At 40.5% G+C, this 19,668-nt stretch carries 17 protein-coding genes; 6 read left to right on the top strand and 11 right to left on the bottom strand.

From position 1 onward, the window contains the following. The first annotated feature begins 18 nt into the window (after positions 1-18). From CDG62_RS10460 to CDG62_RS10450, 3 genes are all read left to right on the top strand, one after another. A complete protein-coding gene (locus CDG62_RS10460; RefSeq protein WP_086210082.1) occupies positions 19-405 on the top strand; it encodes a DUF2237 family protein in 387 nt (128 codons plus the stop codon). Then, positions 402-995: a Maf family protein gene (locus tag CDG62_RS10455; RefSeq protein ID WP_087527170.1), complete on the top strand. Its 594-nt coding sequence runs from the start codon at positions 402-404 to the stop codon at positions 993-995. Before CDG62_RS10460 ends, CDG62_RS10455 begins: the two co-directional genes overlap by 4 nt. A 700-nt stretch (positions 996-1,695) precedes the next feature. Beyond that, positions 1,696-2,862: a cupin domain-containing protein gene (locus CDG62_RS10450; protein ID WP_087527169.1), complete on the top strand. Its 1,167-nt coding sequence runs from the start codon at positions 1,696-1,698 to the stop codon at positions 2,860-2,862. Positions 2,863-2,888: 26 nt separating this feature from the next. Here CDG62_RS10450 and CDG62_RS10445 read toward each other — a convergent pair whose 3' ends face one another. After that, entirely contained in the window at positions 2,889-4,787 is a 1,899-nt protein-coding gene (locus tag CDG62_RS10445; protein ID WP_087527168.1) for a 7TM diverse intracellular signaling domain-containing protein, read from the bottom strand. Continuing rightward, positions 4,784-5,470, bottom strand: a complete 687-nt coding sequence (locus CDG62_RS10440; protein ID WP_087527167.1) for a LuxR C-terminal-related transcriptional regulator — start codon at positions 5,468-5,470, stop codon at positions 4,784-4,786. Before CDG62_RS10440 ends, CDG62_RS10445 begins: the two co-directional genes overlap by 4 nt. Before the next feature lie 298 nt (positions 5,471-5,768). Here CDG62_RS10440 and CDG62_RS10435 point away from each other — a divergent pair, with 298 nt between their 5' ends. Further along, a complete protein-coding gene (locus CDG62_RS10435) occupies positions 5,769-7,439 on the top strand; it encodes an FMN-binding glutamate synthase family protein (protein ID WP_087527166.1) in 1,671 nt (556 codons plus the stop codon). 58 nt (positions 7,440-7,497) lie between these two features. Here the strand turns inward: CDG62_RS10435 and CDG62_RS10430 are convergent, their stop codons facing one another. From CDG62_RS10430 to CDG62_RS10415, 4 genes are read right to left on the bottom strand one after another with little or no spacing between them, the layout of a single operon-like run. After that, positions 7,498-8,529 (bottom strand): alpha/beta hydrolase, encoded by a 1,032-nt coding sequence (locus CDG62_RS10430; protein ID WP_087527165.1) that lies wholly within the window; start codon positions 8,527-8,529, stop codon positions 7,498-7,500. Continuing rightward, positions 8,529-9,641, bottom strand: coding sequence for a YdcF family protein (locus CDG62_RS10425; RefSeq protein ID WP_087527164.1), 1,113 nt, complete (start codon positions 9,639-9,641; stop codon positions 8,529-8,531). Before CDG62_RS10425 ends, CDG62_RS10430 begins: the two co-directional genes overlap by 1 nt. Before the next feature lie 13 nt (positions 9,642-9,654). Further along, positions 9,655-10,683, bottom strand: a complete 1,029-nt coding sequence (gene murB, locus CDG62_RS10420; RefSeq protein WP_087527163.1) for a UDP-N-acetylmuramate dehydrogenase — start codon at positions 10,681-10,683, stop codon at positions 9,655-9,657. Positions 10,684-10,696: 13 nt separating this feature from the next. Further along, a complete protein-coding gene (locus tag CDG62_RS10415) occupies positions 10,697-11,206 on the bottom strand; it encodes a low molecular weight protein-tyrosine-phosphatase (RefSeq protein ID WP_087527162.1) in 510 nt (169 codons plus the stop codon). 113 nt (positions 11,207-11,319) lie between these two features. On the opposite strand from CDG62_RS10415, the gene CDG62_RS10410 reads away from it, so the two are divergent. After that, positions 11,320-12,480, top strand: a complete 1,161-nt coding sequence (locus CDG62_RS10410) for an iron-containing alcohol dehydrogenase (RefSeq protein WP_087527161.1) — start codon at positions 11,320-11,322, stop codon at positions 12,478-12,480. 51 nt (positions 12,481-12,531) lie between these two features. Next, positions 12,532-12,975, top strand: coding sequence for an acyl-CoA thioesterase (locus tag CDG62_RS10405; RefSeq protein ID WP_087527160.1), 444 nt, complete (start codon positions 12,532-12,534; stop codon positions 12,973-12,975). Here CDG62_RS10405 and dnaX read toward each other — a convergent pair. The 5 genes from dnaX to CDG62_RS10380 all read right to left on the bottom strand — a co-directional run bounded on the left by dnaX (position 12,968) and on the right by CDG62_RS10380 (position 19,562). Further along, on the bottom strand, positions 12,968-15,061 hold the full coding sequence (gene dnaX, locus CDG62_RS10400; protein WP_087527159.1) for a DNA polymerase III subunit gamma/tau: 2,094 nt from the start codon (positions 15,059-15,061) through the stop codon (positions 12,968-12,970). The two genes, CDG62_RS10405 and dnaX, sit on opposite strands and share 8 nt — an antisense overlap. Before the next feature lie 260 nt (positions 15,062-15,321). After that, complete coding sequence (locus CDG62_RS10395) at positions 15,322-15,777, bottom strand: copper resistance protein NlpE N-terminal domain-containing protein (RefSeq protein ID WP_087527158.1); 456 nt, start codon at positions 15,775-15,777, stop codon at positions 15,322-15,324. A 71-nt stretch (positions 15,778-15,848) separates the two neighbouring features. Beyond that, positions 15,849-17,099 carry a serine hydrolase domain-containing protein gene (locus tag CDG62_RS10390; protein ID WP_087527157.1) on the bottom strand — a complete coding sequence of 417 codons (1,251 nt, stop codon included), beginning with the start codon at positions 17,097-17,099 and terminating at the stop codon, positions 15,849-15,851. 68 nt (positions 17,100-17,167) lie between these two features. Beyond that, positions 17,168-18,022, bottom strand: a complete 855-nt coding sequence (locus CDG62_RS10385) for a MaoC family dehydratase (RefSeq protein WP_087527156.1) — start codon at positions 18,020-18,022, stop codon at positions 17,168-17,170. A gap of 148 nt (positions 18,023-18,170) precedes the next feature. Continuing rightward, positions 18,171-19,562, bottom strand: coding sequence for a 3-oxoacyl-ACP reductase (locus tag CDG62_RS10380; protein ID WP_087527155.1), 1,392 nt, complete (start codon positions 19,560-19,562; stop codon positions 18,171-18,173). Positions 19,563-19,668: the final 106 nt, after the last annotated feature.

The raw sequence follows: 19,668 nt of genomic DNA, 5'->3' as shown, positions 1-19,668 counted from the left end.
TCACTCGATTTATCATTTATGTCTATTCATCCTGATCCAAATCTGAACCGTTTAAACGTTTTGGGTGAACCTTTAGCGAGCTGCTGTTACTCCCCAATTACTGGTTATTTCCGTAATGGTTTTTGTCATACAGCACCCTCAGATTTGGGACAACACACCATCTGTGTTGAAATGACCTCTGAGTTTTTAAATTTTTCTCAACAAGTGGGTAATGACCTCATTACCCCTGTGCCTGAAGTTAACTTTCCAGGACTACAACCGGGAGATTTTTGGTGTATCTGTGTGACTCGTTGGGTAGAAGCTTATCAAGCAGGTTTTGCTCCTCCAGTCAAAGTTCAAGCTTGCCATCAGGCCGTACTGTCTTACGTACCGCTGAATGTGCTCATGGAATATGCAGTCGAATGAATACTTCCGAAATTATCTTGGCCTCCAGCAGTCAAACTCGTAAAGATTTGATGAATCGCTTACGCTTAGACTACCGTTGCATTGTCCCTGATATAGACGAATCGCCTCGTGGAGAAAGTCATGCGGATGATTTGGCTAAACGCTTGGCATTTGAAAAGGCGCATGTAATTGCTAGACAACATCCAGATGCGATTGTGATTGGTTCCGACCAAGTCGCATGGCGTGAAGGTGCGCCCGATATTTTTATTGGAAAACCATTGTCTGCTGAAAAGGCGATTAAACAATTACAAGCCAATTCAGACAAGATTGTCTACTTCAGTACCGCTTTGAGTGTTCAACAGCATTCTACTGGATTTGAACATAGTCTGGTTGAACACTATAAAGTTAAGTTCCGTAAACTTAGCCTGCCTGAAATTCAACGTTATATTGAACTTGAGCAACCACTCATGTGCGCTGGTAGTTTTAAATGTGAAAGCCTAGGGATCAGTTTATTTGAACAAATGATAGGACAAGATCAAACTACTCTTATGGGTATGCCGATGATTCAGTTATGCAATATTCTGCGCGAATTAAAAGTGCTTGTGCCTTAGTCCTATAGCAGTATTTTTAATTGATTTCCAATAAACTGAACAGCAGCAAATGTTGCTGTTTTTGATATTCAATTTGACAACATCATTAATAGACAATTGCTGAATGTTCTTTAGGCAAACTTACGATGAGATAAGCTTGAATGTGTCGTTTGAAATGCATTCGAATTAATAGGCTAAGATATAGCCCAGAGACCATAAAAAGAATAAGAAATGAAAATAGACCAATATTATTCAGGGCTAAGCTACTCACACTTTCCCTCTAATTCAATAGATATTTGACAAATAACAATTTTTATAGCAAATAGCCAGAGCACATTTTCTTTTAGAACAAATGAACTTCTACAAGACTTTCAGCTTGTTTGAACATATATCCATATATTACAGTGACTTAAAAATTTATAAGTCTCCTACCGTTTGGGAATAACTCTTTGCTTATTGGACTAACTTTTCTCTATTTATTATTTCAATATCTTATTTTCCATTTTCTCGTCATCTTCTTTACTTAACGTTATGTTCTTCACTATGTTTTATACTGATTATGTTGAAAAAATTGTAACGCAAACAAGGATAACAACTGTGAAAAACTCAACTTATTTAAATCAGCCAAGTACATTTAAATAAATCTAACGATACTTGCACATAGGCCTTCGATCATACGACAATAGTCACAATATGTTTTAAATTTGCTTAGGCTATTTTCATGTCTCAATCTCTTGATGTTCTTGGCGGCATTACAGCTGAACAATTCCTTACCGAATATTGGCAGAAAAAGCCATTATTGGTCCGCAATGCACTGCCTGAAATTATCAATATTTTAGAACCTAGCGATATCATGGAACTGGCTTTGGATGAAGATGTCACAGCCCGTCTCATCAAACAAAAAGACCGTGACCCAAATCAGTGGTCGGTCAAGTCTTCACCGCTGTTAAAAGCTGATTTCCAAAAGATGCCAAAACTCTGGACTTTATTGGTTCAAGCTGTAGACCACTACTCTTTTGACTTAGCAGCACTATGGAAAAAATTTCCTTTTATTCCACAGTGGCGCCGTGATGATATCATGGTGTCTTATGCGCCTAAGGGCGGCTCTGTCGGAAAACATTTTGACTTCTATGATGTATTCTTAGTTCAAGGTTATGGTCATCGTCGTTGGCAGTTGGGGCAAATGTGCGATGCTGAATCTGAGATTGTTGCAGGCCAGCCTTTAAAGTTACTACCTGAAATTGACGTACATTTTGATGAAGTATTAGCCCCAGGTGATCTACTTTATGTACCACCAGGTTTAGCTCATTATGGTGTAGCCGAAGATGACTGCCTGACCTTCTCTTTTGGCTTCCGTATGCCAAACGTCACTGACATGGTAGACCGTGTAGGCGACAAACTGTCTGATAACGCCCTACTGCGTAATCCATTGCTCGATATTGTCCGTGACCAACAGAGCCCGATCGGTCAATTAACACAAAACGAATTAGATTATTTAAAGTCAGAAATTCTAGCTCAGTTGCAAAATTCAACTTTACTTGAAGATGCAATTATGACCTTGATGTCAGAGCCAAAGTACCCTGAAAACATTCCTGAGGCTGAAGAAATTGGCACGGGAGATCTAGAAGGTATTTTAGATCAAGGCTATCAACTGATCTTAGAACCAGCTTCTCGCCTACTTTATACCCATGATGAAGATGAATTCCTATTTTGGGCCAATGGCGAAGGGTTATGTATTTCTGAGCAATTTGCACCATTGCTTAAGAACTTAGCAGACGGTGAAGCACTGTTACTTGATGAAAGCCTCTATGATGCCGATATTCTAGAAGACATTGCGATGCTAATGAATGAATCTATCTTAATGCTACTCCCACCCGACGAGGCCTAAGAAAACCAAGTGCTGAGGTAACTAATCTACTCAGCACTTTCTCCTTCACCAAACCTTAAACTGGCAATAATTTTGGTACAACCTTTTTCAGACTCAATATTGAGCTCAGCACCAATTTTTTCTAAACGCATTTTCATACTGCGCATACCAATGCCCATCCCGTGATTAAGCACGCACTCCACATTAAAGCCTACACCATCGTCCTGAATAATCATGACCAAGTGAGTTGTACTTGGATAATACATTTTTACATCAATATGCCGTGCTTGGCTGTGCTTCATAATATTGGTCAAACTTTCTTCAAGCACACGAATTAAAGTCAAACATTGTAGAGCTGTTGGTTGTATTTCCCATGCCTCAGGAATGCTCCAAGTCGCTTCAATATCTAACTCATCCATGATCTGACTAAAACGATGTCGAACTGGTGCAATCCATAACACTGGATTATCTGGCGTTTTGTTATTGGTTAAAGAACCACTATCAATAATTTGTCTTAAGTCATCTCGGAGCAATTTGAGGATGGATAAAAATTGTTGATTCGACATGGTACTAGCGCTCTGATCCACCAAAATCATGGAACGAACCAAAGATGCCCCCAAACCATCGTGCAAATCATGTGCTAAATGAATACGCTCCTGTAGACGAACATTTTCAATTTCTAATTGGTGTCGTGCATATAAACTAGAGGACAAATTACTGGTCACAAAGCTTACCCTCTGCTCAAGCTCAGTATTAAATCTTTGTATTTTTTTGATATTTCTATCTAAACGCGTCGCAAGAATAATCACGATAAAAAATGTAATCACCGGTGAGGTATACGGTGACAAGGGCTGATGGTCATTAATGTGGCCATCAAAAAGTAGTGAAATATCGTAAAGCATAACAATAAGAATCACACTTAAACAAACAGCCAATAATATATAATCAGGGCGCTTCGTTTTATAAGCACGATAAATCACAAAACAGAATGATGCGATAAAGAGCGCAATACACAATAAGAAAATCACCGCAGTTACTATATTAACCATCAAGCTCGGGATAAATAAGATGGTAACAATACACACAGCAGCGACTAAAAATAAGGTTTTTTCTAACTCAGCAAACTTTGTTCTTACGAAACGCAGCAGATAAATGCAAAAGCAAACATTGTATAAAACAAAAAAAGTCAGATTAGTTTTCATGACCCACAAAGAGTTTGGATAAGGAAACACTTCTCGATTGATGACATTCCAAATAAACAATACCCAAAACAAACAGCTAACAGAAAACCATAAAAATGTCGTTTCATTGCGTCTAAAAAACCAAATGACAAAACACACCAACCCTAAGGTAGTAGAAATAACTAAGTTAACTTGAAACAGTGCTCTCTTGTTCCAAATTCGTTTTTGTTGTTTATCATATGCTGTTGTGATATCAGAAAATTCTAGATTACCTAGCCCCGGACTTTCATAGCTATTGCCAACGACATAAACCCAAATGTCATTGTTTTTTTGTTTTAAGCTCTCGACAGGAAGTATCCAAAAACGCGGAGTATTCCAACTTTTTGATAGGGGTTCAACTAAATGCTTATCTTTCCAGAGTAAGTTTCGATTAAAAAAAACAGCACCCGCACTACTCATGCCTTCGACAGAAAATGCTAAAGGTTGCTTCATTTCATCACTATCTTTACAACGCCAATGCCAACTAAAATGGTACCAAACGCCACCATCATAGTGTGGCCAACGCTTGGTCCACACATCAGGGTTTTTGACCTCGATCCACCCCGTCTTCGGAACAACATCAATAGAACTTGTTTTCACTGCAGAAATTTTATCGATATTCACTTTACAGGTTGGACTAACAGTAAAGTTAGTTTGTGCGAAACTGGCAAAGCTAAGCACACACAAACATAGTGTGATGAAAATACTCAGCCAGCCATTTCTCATAAAATACCTAAAGAACGTGCAGTACTGACTGCTTTGGTTCTTTTTGTGACGGAAAGCTTTCGGTAAATATGCTTAATATGACTTTCGACGGTATATCGCGATACAAATAATTGCTCAGCAATTTCACGATTACTCAGCCCCTGCGCCACTAAATTAAGAATTTCAGTTTCTCGATTAGTGAGTTGGTCATAGTCCTGCCCATCTAACAGCTCTACACGTTCAGTTTGAGGGGTATTTGAGGTCGAGATTTGATTTAATATTTCACGAGCAATAAATGGATCAATCGGTGCACCACCGCGCAAAATACTCCGTATCGACATCAGGACTTCAGCATCATCACGTTCTTTTAGCACATAACCATTTGCTCCTGCCTTAATCGAGGCAAATAAGCTTTGCTGTGTACTCCATGCCGAAATCACTAAAATTAATGCGCTTTCATCTATGTCTCTGAGTTTTTCAATTAGAGTGATGCCATTTCCATCAGGCAACCCTAAATCGACTAAGGCTAAAGAAATGGGTTGTGAGGTAATAATTTGCATGGCTTCAGCTAAATTTTTAGCAAAAATCAGCATATCTTGACTATAGCCCAGTTCCGACAGGATCAGATCTAGACGCGAGCGAATCATGGCTTCATCTTCCACGATTAAAACAGGTGCAGGCAAAACAGTTTCCTTATTTTTCACTGAAGCTTCCCCTTTTTCTTATCATTCTTCAACGACACTATACCGATGCAAACTTAGCCTAACCTATCCCTAGAAGTAAGTAATTTATAATTTTTTCTTTTGAACAATAAGTGCTTATTCATATTCATTTTATATACTTTAAATTCTGAAAGATATCAATCTGTATAAAATTTATCCATAATTTTAATATTGGATTCCCACAGCAAAAAATAGCGGGCGTAACAACAATTTATTACTTGTAGATGAAACAGAGACTTGGCACATTAGTTTTAAACAATCTGGAAGGATGCCCAGCCATATGTCTAGCCCTGCTCAATCCATACGTCATAAATTACTGAATACATTTTTTTCACGGCACTCCATTTGGCTACTGTGTATTTTTATTTTTTTGAGCATTTCTTTTTTTCATTATAGCCGTACTCCTATCTATATTAATTACTTTATTTCAGACACTTTACTGAACAGTATTTGGCTGATCGCAGGTTTACTGAGTCTTGTTGGCTTGCATGATGTTTTACAAAATAAACATTCAATCTTAAAGAACTATCCAATTATGGGGCACTTTCGTTTTATTTTTGAAGATTTCCGCCCTGAAATTCGTCAGTATTTTATTGAGGCCGACCAAGACGCACTGCCTTTTTCGCGCATGCAACGCAGTTTGGTCTATCAGCGTGCAAAAAACCAAAATGCAGATAAACCGTTCGGTTCCATTATCGATGTCTATGCAGACAACTATCGTTTCATGACGCATTCATTAAGTCCATGCAAACCTGCCGACCCAAAAACCTTCCGTATATTAGTAGGCAATGCGCAATGCTCTCAGCCTTATAGTGCTTCTATTTTCAATATTTCAGCCATGAGTTTTGGCAGCTTGAGTGCCAATGCCATTCGTGCTTTAAACAAAGGCGCGCAAATGGGTGGTTTTTACCATGATACTGGCGAAGGCAGTTTAAGTCCGTACCATCTTGAGTATGGAGGCGATATTGTTTGGGAGTTAGGCAGTGGTTATTTCGGTTGCCGTACCCTCGATGGTCAATTTGACCCTGAGAAATTTGCCGTTCAAGCTAAACGACCTCAAGTGAAAATGATCGAAATCAAGCTCTCTCAAGGAGCAAAACCTGGTCATGGCGGGATTCTACCGAAAGATAAAATTTCTGAAGAGATTGCTGAAATTCGAGGCGTCAGTCGTGATCATGACTGTGTTTCGCCCTCAAGTCACTCTGCCTTCAAAACACCGATTGAAATGATGCATTTTATTCAAAAACTGCGTGAGCTATCTGAAGGTAAACCTATCGGTTTTAAACTGTGCATTGGTCAGCCTTGGCAATTTATGAGTATTGTCAAAGCCATGCTAAATACTCAAATAATTCCTGATTTTATTGTCGTAGATGGCTCCGAAGGTGGTACAGGTGCAGCGCCTATCGAGCTGATCGATAATATGGGTGTACCACTACGTGAAGGCTTACTTTTTGTACACAATACACTGGTCGGTGCGGGTTTACGTGATCAGATCAAAATTGGGGCCAGTGGGAAATTGGTTAGTGCCTTTGATATTGCCAGCACCATGGCAATTGGTGCAGATTGGGTCAATTCTGCACGAGGATTTATGTTTGCGGTAGGATGTATTCAAGCGCAAAGTTGTCATACCAACCAATGCCCTGTGGGTGTTGCAACGCAAGACAAAGAGCGACAAAAGGCACTACACGTGCCCACCAAAGCTGAACGTGTGCTACATTTTCATGACAACACATTGAAAGCACTTTCAGAAATGATTGCTTCAGCGGGCTTAAAACATCCAGCAGAAATTAAAGCACGCCATTTAGCGCAGCGTATTAATGACCGAGAAATTCGAAACTATGCGCAGCTACATTTTTGGTTAAAAGATGGTGAACTGCTATCTTGTGAAAATAAAGATGAAGAAAACTTCTATTTCCGTATGTGGAATATGTCCAAACTAGAACATTTCTAAATAAAAAGGAGGCTCTATTAGCCTCCTTTTTATTTTCGATAAGAAAAGTCACAGAATGTTAATAGTATCCACCTGATGAACCCTGCGCATGTAAAAAAGCTGGAATTAAACCTGTTAACGCCGCACGAATATCCGAACGTTCATTGATCAACTGATGCGAACCCTCTTCCAACATCAATAAGGTCTGTAAGCGAAACTTTTCACGAATAAACTCAATGTTATAACGCCAGTCTACCGTCTGATCCAGTGCACCTTGCGCTAACCAGACTGGAATGCGACAGGCTGGACGCTGTTCCATTTCCAACATCCATTTGGACATAGCCAAAATCCAATCCATACCCATCATACGAGGTTGCAAGGGATCTTTTAAACGGACAAAACGTAAGAACTCAGGGTTATGGTTATTCCGTCTGAAATGACGCGGCACTTGGCGTTTAATCCGTCGAATAATGCCTAACCCAACAGAGTTATGCCACCAAGCCGATTTCGCAGGACGAATAAGTGGCGACAACAACAGAACACGCTGTACATAAGGGTTTTCACGGCGTTCGGCAAATTCGAGCAAATGATGCATTAAAATTGCACCACCCGTACTCTGCCCGATGCCTAACCACGGTTGTGGCAACTGCTCTGCATGTTTAACATAACGTACCACAGCATGTAATACATCTTGATAATGGTCAAAGTTTTGGATATTCGCAGGCGATCCATCACTAAGTCCATGCCCTGGAAGATCATAGGTCAATACACTAAAGCCTTGTTCAAGCAACTCTTTAATGATGGGTTGATAAATTCCGCTATGCTCTAAATAACCATGCAACAGGCAGACTGAACCTTTAATTTTTTCAATTTTCGGTGCAAAAACTTGGACGTGCAACTTAAATAATGGCATTTGAACATAACCTTGCCAGTGATCACAGTCCAGTGCATCTAAACCGTATAAACGACGATAAGACACCATTTCCACCGATGCCTCATATGGCTGGTTTAGATTCAAAGGCATTAATAGCTGTGGTGTTGTCTCACGACTCGGTACAGGAAGTTCAAGCTGTTTGAGTACTGAAGGATTTAAAAAAGGAAGTTCAGGCATTATGGAATCTCCCTACAGTCACTTGAGCCGACAAGTACATCACGCACAGTTGCAAGCATTTCATAATTGGCACGGCGACTATGATCATAGTTTTGTTGACTTGGTCGCCAACGTGTTAATTGGGTCGGCATAGGTGCTTCTATCGGCTGGGTTTCTATACCATTTAAGGCAAATAAACGACGGGTACGTGGCATATGGTATTGATCTGTAATTAGAATCACTCTAGGTGCACCACCTTTTTTCTGTAGTAACAAGGAACTAAAACGCGAGTTTTCACAGGTGTTCATACTACGATCTTCCAACAGTTTTGCATCGACTCCTCGTGCCTTTAACCATTTTTGCATATACGGTGCTTCTACCCCACTCAGCACAATAGGCAGCTTAAACTGCTGTTCAACTTGTAATGTGGTTTCAAGCCGCAAACGGGTATATTCATTCACGACGATATCCTTACCATTCTTATCTAAAGTTAACCCGCCTCCTAGGACAACGATAGCATTCGGCATATTTAAAGCTGCTTTTTTCTCTTCATTTTGTGCATGGATTTGTGCGATGTCTTGATAGATTTGTTCATCTATCGGCTCTTCCTCTACAGCCTCAACCTTATGCGTTTTTAAGAACGCTAGATAATGCTCCATTAACGCTTTATTTTCTTTACTGTTGAGTTCTAATAGTTCTTTTACATTCTCTGTTGGGTCTACTTCTGAACTTGCAGTCTCAACCACCAAAGGAATTTGAGGCTTCTGTTCTTTTTCCTGTTCCTCTTTTTGCTCAGCAACAATCAACTCTTGTAAGGCTTTGTAGCGCGCCTGAATGGTGGTTAAGTTTTGTGAATTATGCTCTTTAATCTGTTCTTCCATGAGCTGTAAATAAGCTTGACGTGCTATCCACAAATCAGAACCCGGTTCTAAGCTTTCTTGCTCACTCAATGCTGCCATCTTTTGGCTCTGTGCGGCCACTTCGTTAACATCGACAGGAACAAAAGTATTAAGCGCAGCAACAATGAGCTTAGAATAAAAAGGCGTATAAATAAAAATCATTAAACAGCCGAAAAGTGCAAATAACACCGAAGCGATTTGCACTAAACGTACCATTTTATGGGTTTTACTCATACTTTTAACAATCCTAATGAGATTGGATTAAACCCGACGAATTAAATAGCACAGGTTCAGGTTCCAACAAAACCTTAAATTTATTATACACATCCTGCTGCACTGTACGGTATGTGCTCTGTACATCACTCAAATCTGCATTGGCATAATTCACTAAAACCAAAGCTTGTTTGGCAAACATCCCGACAACACCAAGCTGCTTACCTTTCCAGCCTGATTGATCTATCAACCAACCTGCGGCAATTTTAACATCACCATTCGCTTGCGGATAATGTGGCAATTTTTCAAATTGTTGGGCTAAAAGGTCATAAGCTTGCTGACTCATAATTGGGTTCTTAAAAAAACTGCCTACGTTAGGAAACTCTTTAGGATCGGGTAATTTACTTTGACGAATCTGAATCACTTGTTGTTGCAAATTAAAAGCAGTGAGCTCATCACCCATGGCTTGTTTTAAGTCACCATAGCTAATTTTCAAGTCTTCTTTTTTCAATAACTTGAAAGTCACATGTGTAATCACATAGCGATTTGGATCATCTTTAAAAATACTATGGCGATAACTAAATGCACAATCTTCAGCTTGAATATCACTAAATTGTTTCAGTTGTCTGTCATAGACCTGCACACTTTCAATGAACTCACCTGCTTCGACACCATAAGCACCGATATTTTGTACTGGGGATGCACCGACTAAACCTGGGATCAAAGCTAAATTCTGTAAACCAAATAAACGCTGTTCTGTCGTCCAAAGAACAAAGTCATGCCAAACTTGCCCTGCACCAACTCGTATGGTTTGGGTATTCGCATCTTCAGACAGATTCTCTATACCTAGAATATTCATATGCACAACCAAAGCATCAATTTGTGCAGGCAGCAACATATTACTTCCACCTGATAAAATCATGACATTCAGCGCTTGTTGCTGCGCATAATCTAGGGCTTTAACCAATTCATCTGCACTATGAATTTGAACATAATGAGAGGCTATCGCATTTAAGCTTAACGTATTAAAAGGTTTAAGCTGTTTTTGTGTTTCGATTTGCATGCGCTAACCCTAATTACTGTTCAAATTGTTGTTTAAAAATACTGACCCACGCTTGGCTGCTCGACTCACATTGGTCAAGGACACGCTCAAAACCATCAGATCCACCATAGTAAGGATCAGGTAAGGCTTGCTGTGGATATTGCGTATCATGCTCGGACATGAGAGCGACTTTAGCACGTAGTTGCCCCGCACCAAATTCACGTGATGCTGTTTGATACAGCATCTGAATCTCATCCAAATTATTGTGGTCCATCGCTAAAATTAAATCAAAATGGACAAAATCACGGGGCTGTAACTGTCGTGCACGTAAACCAGACAAATCATAACCACGTTTCAACGCATGTTCTTGACTGCGTAAGTCAGGTGCCTTATTCGGATGATAGTTACTCGTCCCTGCTGAGTCGATTTCAATATTAAGTTGATGCGCATCACAAAAATGTCTGAGAACCACTTCTGCCGTGGGAGAACGACAAATATTTCCTAAACAGACACATAACACCTTATAGGGCGTTGTGAATGACATATCCACCTCAAAACAGCTTTATTTTCAAGTGTCTTATGTTAAGTTATTTAGAGGATGAATCCTATAGAAGTACAAGACATTATTGTTGAATAAGATATAAAAAAGGATGCTGTATGAACTCATTTCAATTTCAAACTGTGCCGAATATTATTTCAGGCTTGGGCAGCATTCAGCAGCTTAGAGAACTTTTAACAACTCGTCCTTATCAACATCTGTTATTGGTTACAGATGCAGGCATGTTAAAGCATCAACTTCATCTTCCCCTCTTAGAAATTTTAGAAGATCTCTCGCTCACTTACAGTATTTACAGTGAGGTTGAAGCAGATCCAAGTGAGCAGATTGTTTTAAATGCGGTTGATTTTGCCAAACAGCAAAAAGTAGATATCATTTTAGGCTTTGGTGGTGGAAGCTCTATGGATGTTGCAAAAATTATTGCCATACTCAGCCATCCTGCACAGCAGCAACAGTTAGCTGATCTTTATGGGGTAAATAATGCCCAAACACCTCGACTGCCGTTAATTTTAGTCCCAACCACAGCAGGGACAGGTTCTGAAGTTACCCCAATTTCAATTGTTACCACAGGTGAAACGACAAAGACTGGTATCGTAGCACCTGTTCTTTTTGCCGATGTAACGATTTTGGATGCGACTTTTACTGAAAACCTGCCGCGTCATATTAGTGCAGCGACAGGCATTGATGCGATGGTACATGCCATTGAAGCTTATACCTCTAAAATCAAGAAAAACCCCTATGCAGACATGTTAGCGAAACAGGCTTTGAAACTGCTGAATCAAAACCTCAGTTTGGTGCTAGAAGATGGTCGAAATTTAGAAGCCCGACAAAATATGTTGGTCGGTTCAATGTTGGCAGGACAAGCTTTTGCCAATGCCCCAGTAGGTGCTGTACATGCACTTGCTTATCCACTGGGTGGACATTTTCACATTTCTCATGGACATAGCAATGCCTTAGTGCTGACCGAGGTTTTAAAGTTTAATCTCCCCCAAGCCAAGCAACATTATGCGGAACTGATCTGCTGGCTCGACCCAAAAAGTACAGGCTGTACTGATGGTCTTTCTGATCTCTTTGTCGATCATATGCAAAACCATTTAGACCGTAGCGGTTTAACCTTAAAACTCAAGGCGTTGAATGTTCCTGAACACAGTCTAGATCAACTTGCAACAGACGCCATGTTGCAAACACGCCTACTACAAAACAACCCAAGAGAACTAGAGTGGCAACAGGCACGCGAGATTTATCAAGCCATTTACAGCTAACCCATATAATTAACTTAGGCTATTTATAATCAGATTTTAAGGATGACGTCGATGAGACAAGCCGCAAAGACACGTGACCAATTTCATTATTTTTTACCGATTCAGACACGTTGGTCGGACAATGACCTCTATGGCCATGTCAACAACGTCACTTACTATAGCTATTTTGATACTGCCGCAAATGCCTTACTGATTGAAAAAGCAAATTTTGATATTCACCAATCCCCTATTATTGGCTTAGTGGTCGACTCAGCATGTAGTTTCTTACATGAGTTATCTTACCCTGAGATTATTGACGTGGGTGTGACTATTTCCAAAATAGGAAACTCTTCACTTACTTACGAGCTCGCCATTTTTAAATTTGGTCAAGAAACGGCTTCGGCTCAAGGACATTTTGTTCATGTTTTTGTGGATCGTGAAACACGAAAAAGCACCCCGATTCCATCTGAAATGCGGAGTACTTTGCGCCACTATTTAAGCCATGACATTACTTAAGCTGAATATTGTGTAATTCACCATCAAAAGTTTGCACTAGACTTTTCACTGTGTCTTCGTTTTGTAGTAATTCATGTGCACGTTGGAATGCCTTTTCCTTACGTTGCGCTTGCATCGTATATGGCGTAATGGTTTCAACTTCTGCATATTTCACATCAAAACGCGTCTGAGGCCATTCAGATTTGAGTGCATCTTCCAAAACATGACGTAATTGGGTGAGGAGTTGCTCATAACGCTGCGGAATCATAAACACAGACTCGGCATTAATTTGTCCAGCCATTAAACCTTGCTGAGCCAACTCTTGTACCGCAGGCGATAACCCACTGCTTCTGAACCAGTATTCCCACTTCTCCACTGTCCATTCACCGACTAACTGCTGTGCTTGTAGTTGCAAAATATCTTGTGGCATTAAATCGGTTGGTGTAGATGAGACCTGTTCAGGTTGAGCAAGCTCTACAAGGGCAGTAACAGTTTGTAGGCTTTCATTTTCTACGACTTGAGTATCCTCAACATTCGCGACTGAAAGCACTTCACTTGCTAAATCAAAAGACTCCTCATGTACAACCTCAACTATTGCTACAGCAGGTTCAACAGGTGCTTCATTTTGAGTTTCTGCTTCTAACGGTACAATTTCATCAAATAAGAAATCATCACTATTTGGTTCATCATCATTGCTTTGTGCATTAAATTCATCAGCTTCATCTAAATCGAATAAAACTTCATCACTGGAAGGATCGAAAACGATTTGATCGGATTGCTGAGATACTTCAACTGATGGTTTATTCTCTTTGGCGCTTTCTGAAAGATTCACATCATCAAGTTCAGAATTAAAGCCAGTCTCTGTATCCTCATTTATCGCAGCATCTTCAAATGTCGCGTCAATATCTAAGCTTTGAGCATCTTGTTGCAAAGCCGTTGCTGGAGCAGAAGTCGGTATTGGCGCTTGTTGTACAGATTCAACTACAGCACTATTGGCCTGAGCTACCAGTACCTCATTCGGTTGTAATGGACGGAACGCCAACATGCGTAGCACCGTCATTTCAAAGCCTTGCTCTTGTGTGACTGCTAGCTGTAATTCAGCACGTCCTTTACATGCAATTTGGTAATAAAGCTGTAGGTCTTGCGCAACAATCTGCTGAGACAATTGCATGATTTTTTTATTAATTTCAGCGCTATATTTGAGGCTTAGTTCTGGTAAATATTGTAATAATGCCAATTCATGTAAAGTCGAAATCAACTGATCCAAAACTAAAGATACATCCAGTGCTTGCTGGCGGAATTGCATCAGCAACTCACTCACCCGTTGTTTCTGGTTTTGATGTATCGCAAGGATCAAATCATAAATAATGGTACGGTCGATTAAACCTAACATCTCTTTGACATCTTGGTGCTGGATAGAGCCCTGACCATAGGCAATCGCTTGATCTGTCAAAGAAAGTGCATCACGTAATGAGCCTTGGGCAGACTCTGCAATTTGCCAAATCGCATCCTGCTCGGCGAGAATGCTTTCTTTATTTAAAATATTACCCAGATGCTCAGTAATTTCATCTACAGCCAACGGGCGTAGAGTAAATTGCAAACAACGTGAAATCACGGTAATTGGGAGCTTTTGTGGATCTGTCGTTGCAAAAAGGAATTTCACATGTTCAGGTGGTTCTTCCAATGTTTTGAGTAAAGCATTAAAAGAATGCGTAGACAGCATATGCACTTCATCGATCAAATAGACCTTAAAACGACCTTGCGTCGGTGCATAAGGAACATTGTCTAAAAGCTCTCGAGTATCTTCAACTTTAGTCCGTGATGCCGCATCAATTTCAATCAAATCAATAAAACGGCCTTCATTCACGGCAGTACAGGTTGGGCAAACTTCGCACGGCGTCGAAGTCACACCTGTTTCACAGTTCAAGCACTTCGCCAAAATACGGGCAATAGTGGTTTTTCCGACCCCACGCGTTCCTGTAAATAAATAAGCATGGTGCAAACGTCCGCGCTCTAAAGCACTGGTTAGTGCCCGAGAAACGTGGTTTTGACCCACAAGCTCATTAAAATTGCGAGGACGATATTTCCGTGCAAGTACTTGATACATGTATGCTCCTTTTTATAGGCCTAAGCATACTGTTTTTTTGCCAAAGAGTGAATGAATTACTTCACCCCGTTCTCGCTTTTCTAAGCTATAAACCTGATTTAGATCAATAATCCAAAAACCATTCGCTCCATTTTTATTCCATTCTCTATCTCAAGTTATTTATACATTTAGATTATGAATTTGAAATAAAGTGGGAGCTTTGCAAAAGTAAAAAGAGGTAAATATTAAAATGAATTCCTAAAATACAGTTATTTAGAAAATTAAGCTGGTTTCACCAAAACAAAATCACTCTGCATTTGGTATTTTTTACCAGTCACATCTTCACGTATTTCTAAAACACGATCTTCTAAATCGACATAAAGCAAGTTTCGCGTTGTCACATTCACCAACTCTACCTTGTGCTGATCTTTAGCATTAAAGCGAAGTGCTCCAGTCAAAGTTTCGACTTCGTTATGGCCACTCAAACTTTCTCGTTTTAGGGTATAAGTCATGTTTTCATGCAGCTCAAGTGCAACTGCCATACCCGGACAGTCTTCACAACGGGACAAACACCCCATACACGGCGTTGTGCCCTGATAACTCCCAACCCACGCAGGAATAATCTGCTTTTGTTCTGCCACTTGGAGTTTAGACTGATCATGTTGCGTTTGATTCGCCTCGGAACAACCTAACAATAGTCCTGTAGCAACCAACGGGATAAGAATGGGAGTCTTCATGTCACAAATCTTCAAAACCTAAACCGCGACGAACATAACATATTTTAGACGATGACTAAATCTCAGACCTGTCAAAACCAGCCTTTTTTACCTTTTAAGACTGCGTCCGCACAACGTAAACTTTCTTGGCTCAAAGCCCAAAGTCGATAATCCCCAGTTAAAGAACCTGTAGCAAAGTTATGTGTATAGGCAAAACTTAAGCCTCGCTCACTATCGCCCCAAGCTCCTGAACCATTAAAGCCCATATGACCAAAACCCTGCTCTGCGGTTTTGCCTAGGGTTAATATACGGTGATATCCCAAGCGCCAATGCATCGGTATCGGCATCACGCGATCTCGATAGCTATATTGCACTCGACTCAATTCAGAAAACACATCTGGGCGAATCAACTGCTGACCTTTCCAAACTCCTTTTTGAGATAGCATCGCATACACTTTGGCTAAACTATTGGCGGTAAAGACACCATTTGCCGCCGGAATAATCGCCTGAATCGCATCATCATGATAAAAGCTGACCTTTTTCATACCTTTGGGAATCATGCCATCTTGAAAGTCTTGTGGATCTTGCCCTGACCACTGCATCGCTTTATCAAGCAATGAAACTTTACGCACGTGCGTTGGACTTTTTTGATTTGGTTGGACAGGTACAGGACGAGCGATGGGCCTCGCGATACGTTTTAATTCATCACTGGGTGCACCAAAGTAAGCCCCATCAAGCTCAAGCGGCTCAACTAAATAGGTTTGGAAGAGTTCAGTTAAAGGTTTCCCCGTTGCTTTTTCCAAAGCACCACCGACAAGCCAACCGAAGGATAAAGGTTGATAAGCAGCATCTTCACCAATTGCAAAGCGTGGCTGCGCTTTTTCAAATATTTCTAACATATGCGTCCAGTCCAACATCTCTGTTGCATCGGCAATGTTATTACGGATATCAAATAATCCACTTTGATGACTTAGCACATGTCTTAGAGTCATCTTACCTTTGCCATTTTGGGCAAATTCGGGCCAATAATCCGCAATCGGTTGATCGTAACTTAGCACACCTTGACTGACTAAAATATGCACCAGGGTTGCAAGAACGCCTTTGCCTGTCGAGTAACACACCGACATCGTATTGGCCTGCCAAGGAGAGTCTACCGCTGCTAAACCTGTATAGATATCGACAACTTTTTTACCTTGAAAATATAAAACACAGGCCGCACCGCCATATGCTGAACGAGCATCCTGTAAGCGGCTAAAAAGGTAGGCAACACTTTGAAAACGTGGGTCAACGTAGCCTTGATAATGGTTCGGATTCGCTTGTAAATATTGTTTTAAACTTTTCATTTACATATCCATGTATTTATAAGCTGACATAAAAAAGCCCAGTGTAATCTAAACTGGGCTTTTTAAAATTATAATGCTTTGACCTGTCCCGTCACATGCGGTTTTTGATTCTTACTATTTCGAATTAAGAAAGCAGTATTTACACCTTCTGTCGTGGTCATAAAATCGACTGTTGACGGTAAATACATCGGCAGTTTGAACAAAACATCTGCTTCATAAGCATCAGGCAATGTGATCGAAGCTAATGCTCGTGCCTTACTCCACATGCCGTGCGCAATGGCTTGTTTGAAACCAAAGGCTTTTGCTGTCACTGCATGAATGTGGATCAGGTTAAAGTCGCCCGAAGTCATTGCATAACGACGACCTGTGTTTTCAGAGACTTCCCAGACTGCATTCGGCTGATAATCTGGAGTCGTTGCTTCAACTAATTTTGGTGCTGTTTTACCATCGGTCTTTTGACGTGCTAAATACGTGGTTAAGGCTTCGATGACTACTTCATTGCCAACTTTCACAGTGGTAATAAAATCAAACTGAACACCTTTATCATGCGGCTCAAGTGCACCATATTTACATGACAAAGTGAGGGTTTCATTGACACCCACTTTACGCATTTGTTTGACTTGATTGCGAATATGCACCAAACCTAGCACTGGAAATGGAAACGGCTCTTGGCCCATCATGTGCATTTGTAGGCTTTGCGATAATACAGCTAAATAAATCGCAGGAATATAGCCATTATTCTTAAAGCCACATACTTCATTATAGGCTTTTAAATGCTTTTGATCGATGTTAAAAGAATCCACCACATACTCAACCTGCGGTAAGACTTTTTCACCTTTTGGTTTTTTAAAGATCAAACCTTGAATGACTTTCGGATAAGCCATATAGGGTTTTGGAAGTTGACTAAAATGGCGAGTCTTCATACTGAACCTTTGAGAAGTTTTTATTTCAATATTTTAAAAGTGCCTTCTCCCTCAGAGAGAAGGTTGGGATGAAGGAAAAATGCCATCCCATTTATAATATAAAGAATTTATCTCCCCTCTAAAGAAGAGATAAATTCAAGTGTTTAAATTAAGCACCCAACAAGCTTTGACCACAAACGCGCACCACGTTGCCGTTTAAACCAGTCGATGCTGTCGCTGCAAATAAAGCAATCGTTTCAGCAACATCTACCGGTAAACCACCTTGGCTCATCGAGTTCATACGACGACCCGCTTCGCGGATTGCAAATGGAATCGCGGCGGTCATTTGCGTTTCAATGAAACCTGGTGCAACAGCATTGATGGTAATGCCATTCGTCAACGTTGGAGCAGTAAATTTAACCACACCAATTACACCCGCTTTTGATACAGCATAGTTGGTTTGACCGAGGTTACCTGCAATCCCTGAAATTGATGATACACAAACAATACGACCATTGGCATTTAAACCGTCGTTCGCAAGTAAATAATCATTTACACGCTCAATCGCTGACAAGTTAATATTAATGACCAAGTCCCAAAGCTCAGGCTTCATATTTGCCAAAGTTTTGTCACGGGTAATACCTGCATTATGCACAATAATGTCTAAACCACCTTGAGCAGCTGCCGCAGCTTTGATTTTCTCACCAGCATCGTTTGCTGTGATATCAATTGCCAGTGTTGAACCGCCGATCTCACCTGCAACACGGTCAAGATCTGATTGCTGCTGTGGTACGTCTAAACAAATCACATGCGCGCCATCGCGTGCCAAGACATGTGCAATCGCTTCACCAATACCACGGCTCGCACCTGTTACTACAGCCGTTTTTCCTGCCAGTGGTTTCGCCCAGTCCACATCTACAACATCAGCTTTAGAAACACGAATCACTTGACCGGAGACATAAGCAGAACGTGGAGATGCTGCAAAACGTAAAGTTGACTCAAGATTTGCTTCCGCACCTGCATCCACATAAATCAAATGTGCTGCAATCCCCTTTTTAAATTCTTTACCGACTGACTTCACGAAGCCTTCAAGCGCGCGTTGTGCAATCGCTTTTTTAACGCTACCCGCAGTTTCAGGGGTCGTGCCTACCACAATCACACGACCAGAAGCAGCCACTTGACGTGCAATCGGGTTAAAGAAGTTATATAACTCATTAAGTTGCTCTGATGACTCAATGCCAGATGCATCAAAAATAACAACTTTGAATTTAGACTCTTTGTCGCCTGCATTAAATGCACTTAAGTTTAAGCCCACTTGAGCCGCAACTTGTTGTAGTTGCGGGTTGTTACCCGCATAGCTATTGGCGTGGACATTTGCCAACACTTGCGCAATTGCACCAGATAATGAACTGTTTGCTGCTGCACCCAGTAAAACAGCACCTTTAATCACAGGCGTTGCTGACTCAAAACGGTCTAAAAAAGTTGGTGCAGGTAAACCCAAATTTTTAATGACAAATTTACCAATCGGAGATTTTGCAAATGTTTGGTATTGATCAGTCATGTTTTTATCTCTCATACAAATGAATTGTTGATGGATTCAAAGATATCCTTTTAACTTCAAAGTGATGTCTAGAGTCTTATATTTCAATAGTTCCATCGGTTTCAGT

This window comes from Acinetobacter sp. WCHA55 (assembly GCF_002165305.2).
In the GTDB taxonomy this organism is placed as follows: Bacteria; Pseudomonadota; Gammaproteobacteria; order Pseudomonadales; family Moraxellaceae; genus Acinetobacter.
This window is presented reverse-complemented; position numbering and strand designations above follow the sequence as displayed.

Excerpts from the sequence above, each read along its gene's own strand:
- murB (WP_087527163.1), bottom strand. The coding sequence starts at position 10,683 with ATGCAAATCGAAACACAAAAACAGCTTAAACCTTTTAATACGTTAAGC.
- CDG62_RS10405 (WP_087527160.1), top strand. The coding sequence starts at position 12,532 with ATGAGACAAGCCGCAAAGACACGTGACCAATTTCATTATTTTTTACCG.
- CDG62_RS10385 (WP_087527156.1), bottom strand. The coding sequence starts at position 18,022 with ATGAAGACTCGCCATTTTAGTCAACTTCCAAAACCCTATATGGCTTAT.
- CDG62_RS10435 (WP_087527166.1), top strand. The coding sequence starts at position 5,769 with ATGTCTAGCCCTGCTCAATCCATACGTCATAAATTACTGAATACATTT.
- CDG62_RS10445 (WP_087527168.1), bottom strand. The coding sequence starts at position 4,787 with ATGAGAAATGGCTGGCTGAGTATTTTCATCACACTATGTTTGTGTGTG.
- CDG62_RS10410 (WP_087527161.1), top strand. The coding sequence starts at position 11,320 with ATGAACTCATTTCAATTTCAAACTGTGCCGAATATTATTTCAGGCTTG.
- CDG62_RS10450 (WP_087527169.1), top strand. The coding sequence starts at position 1,696 with ATGTCTCAATCTCTTGATGTTCTTGGCGGCATTACAGCTGAACAATTC.
- CDG62_RS10425 (WP_087527164.1), bottom strand. The coding sequence starts at position 9,641 with ATGAGTAAAACCCATAAAATGGTACGTTTAGTGCAAATCGCTTCGGTG.
- CDG62_RS10460 (WP_086210082.1), top strand. The coding sequence starts at position 19 with ATGTCTATTCATCCTGATCCAAATCTGAACCGTTTAAACGTTTTGGGT.
- CDG62_RS10455 (WP_087527170.1), top strand. The coding sequence starts at position 402 with ATGAATACTTCCGAAATTATCTTGGCCTCCAGCAGTCAAACTCGTAAA.
- CDG62_RS10430 (WP_087527165.1), bottom strand. The coding sequence starts at position 8,529 with ATGCCTGAACTTCCTTTTTTAAATCCTTCAGTACTCAAACAGCTTGAA.
- CDG62_RS10415 (WP_087527162.1), bottom strand. The coding sequence starts at position 11,206 with ATGTCATTCACAACGCCCTATAAGGTGTTATGTGTCTGTTTAGGAAAT.
- CDG62_RS10380 (WP_087527155.1), bottom strand. The coding sequence starts at position 19,562 with ATGACTGATCAATACCAAACATTTGCAAAATCTCCGATTGGTAAATTT.
- CDG62_RS10395 (WP_087527158.1), bottom strand. The coding sequence starts at position 15,777 with ATGAAGACTCCCATTCTTATCCCGTTGGTTGCTACAGGACTATTGTTA.
- CDG62_RS10390 (WP_087527157.1), bottom strand. The coding sequence starts at position 17,099 with ATGAAAAGTTTAAAACAATATTTACAAGCGAATCCGAACCATTATCAA.
- dnaX (WP_087527159.1), bottom strand. The coding sequence starts at position 15,061 with ATGTATCAAGTACTTGCACGGAAATATCGTCCTCGCAATTTTAATGAG.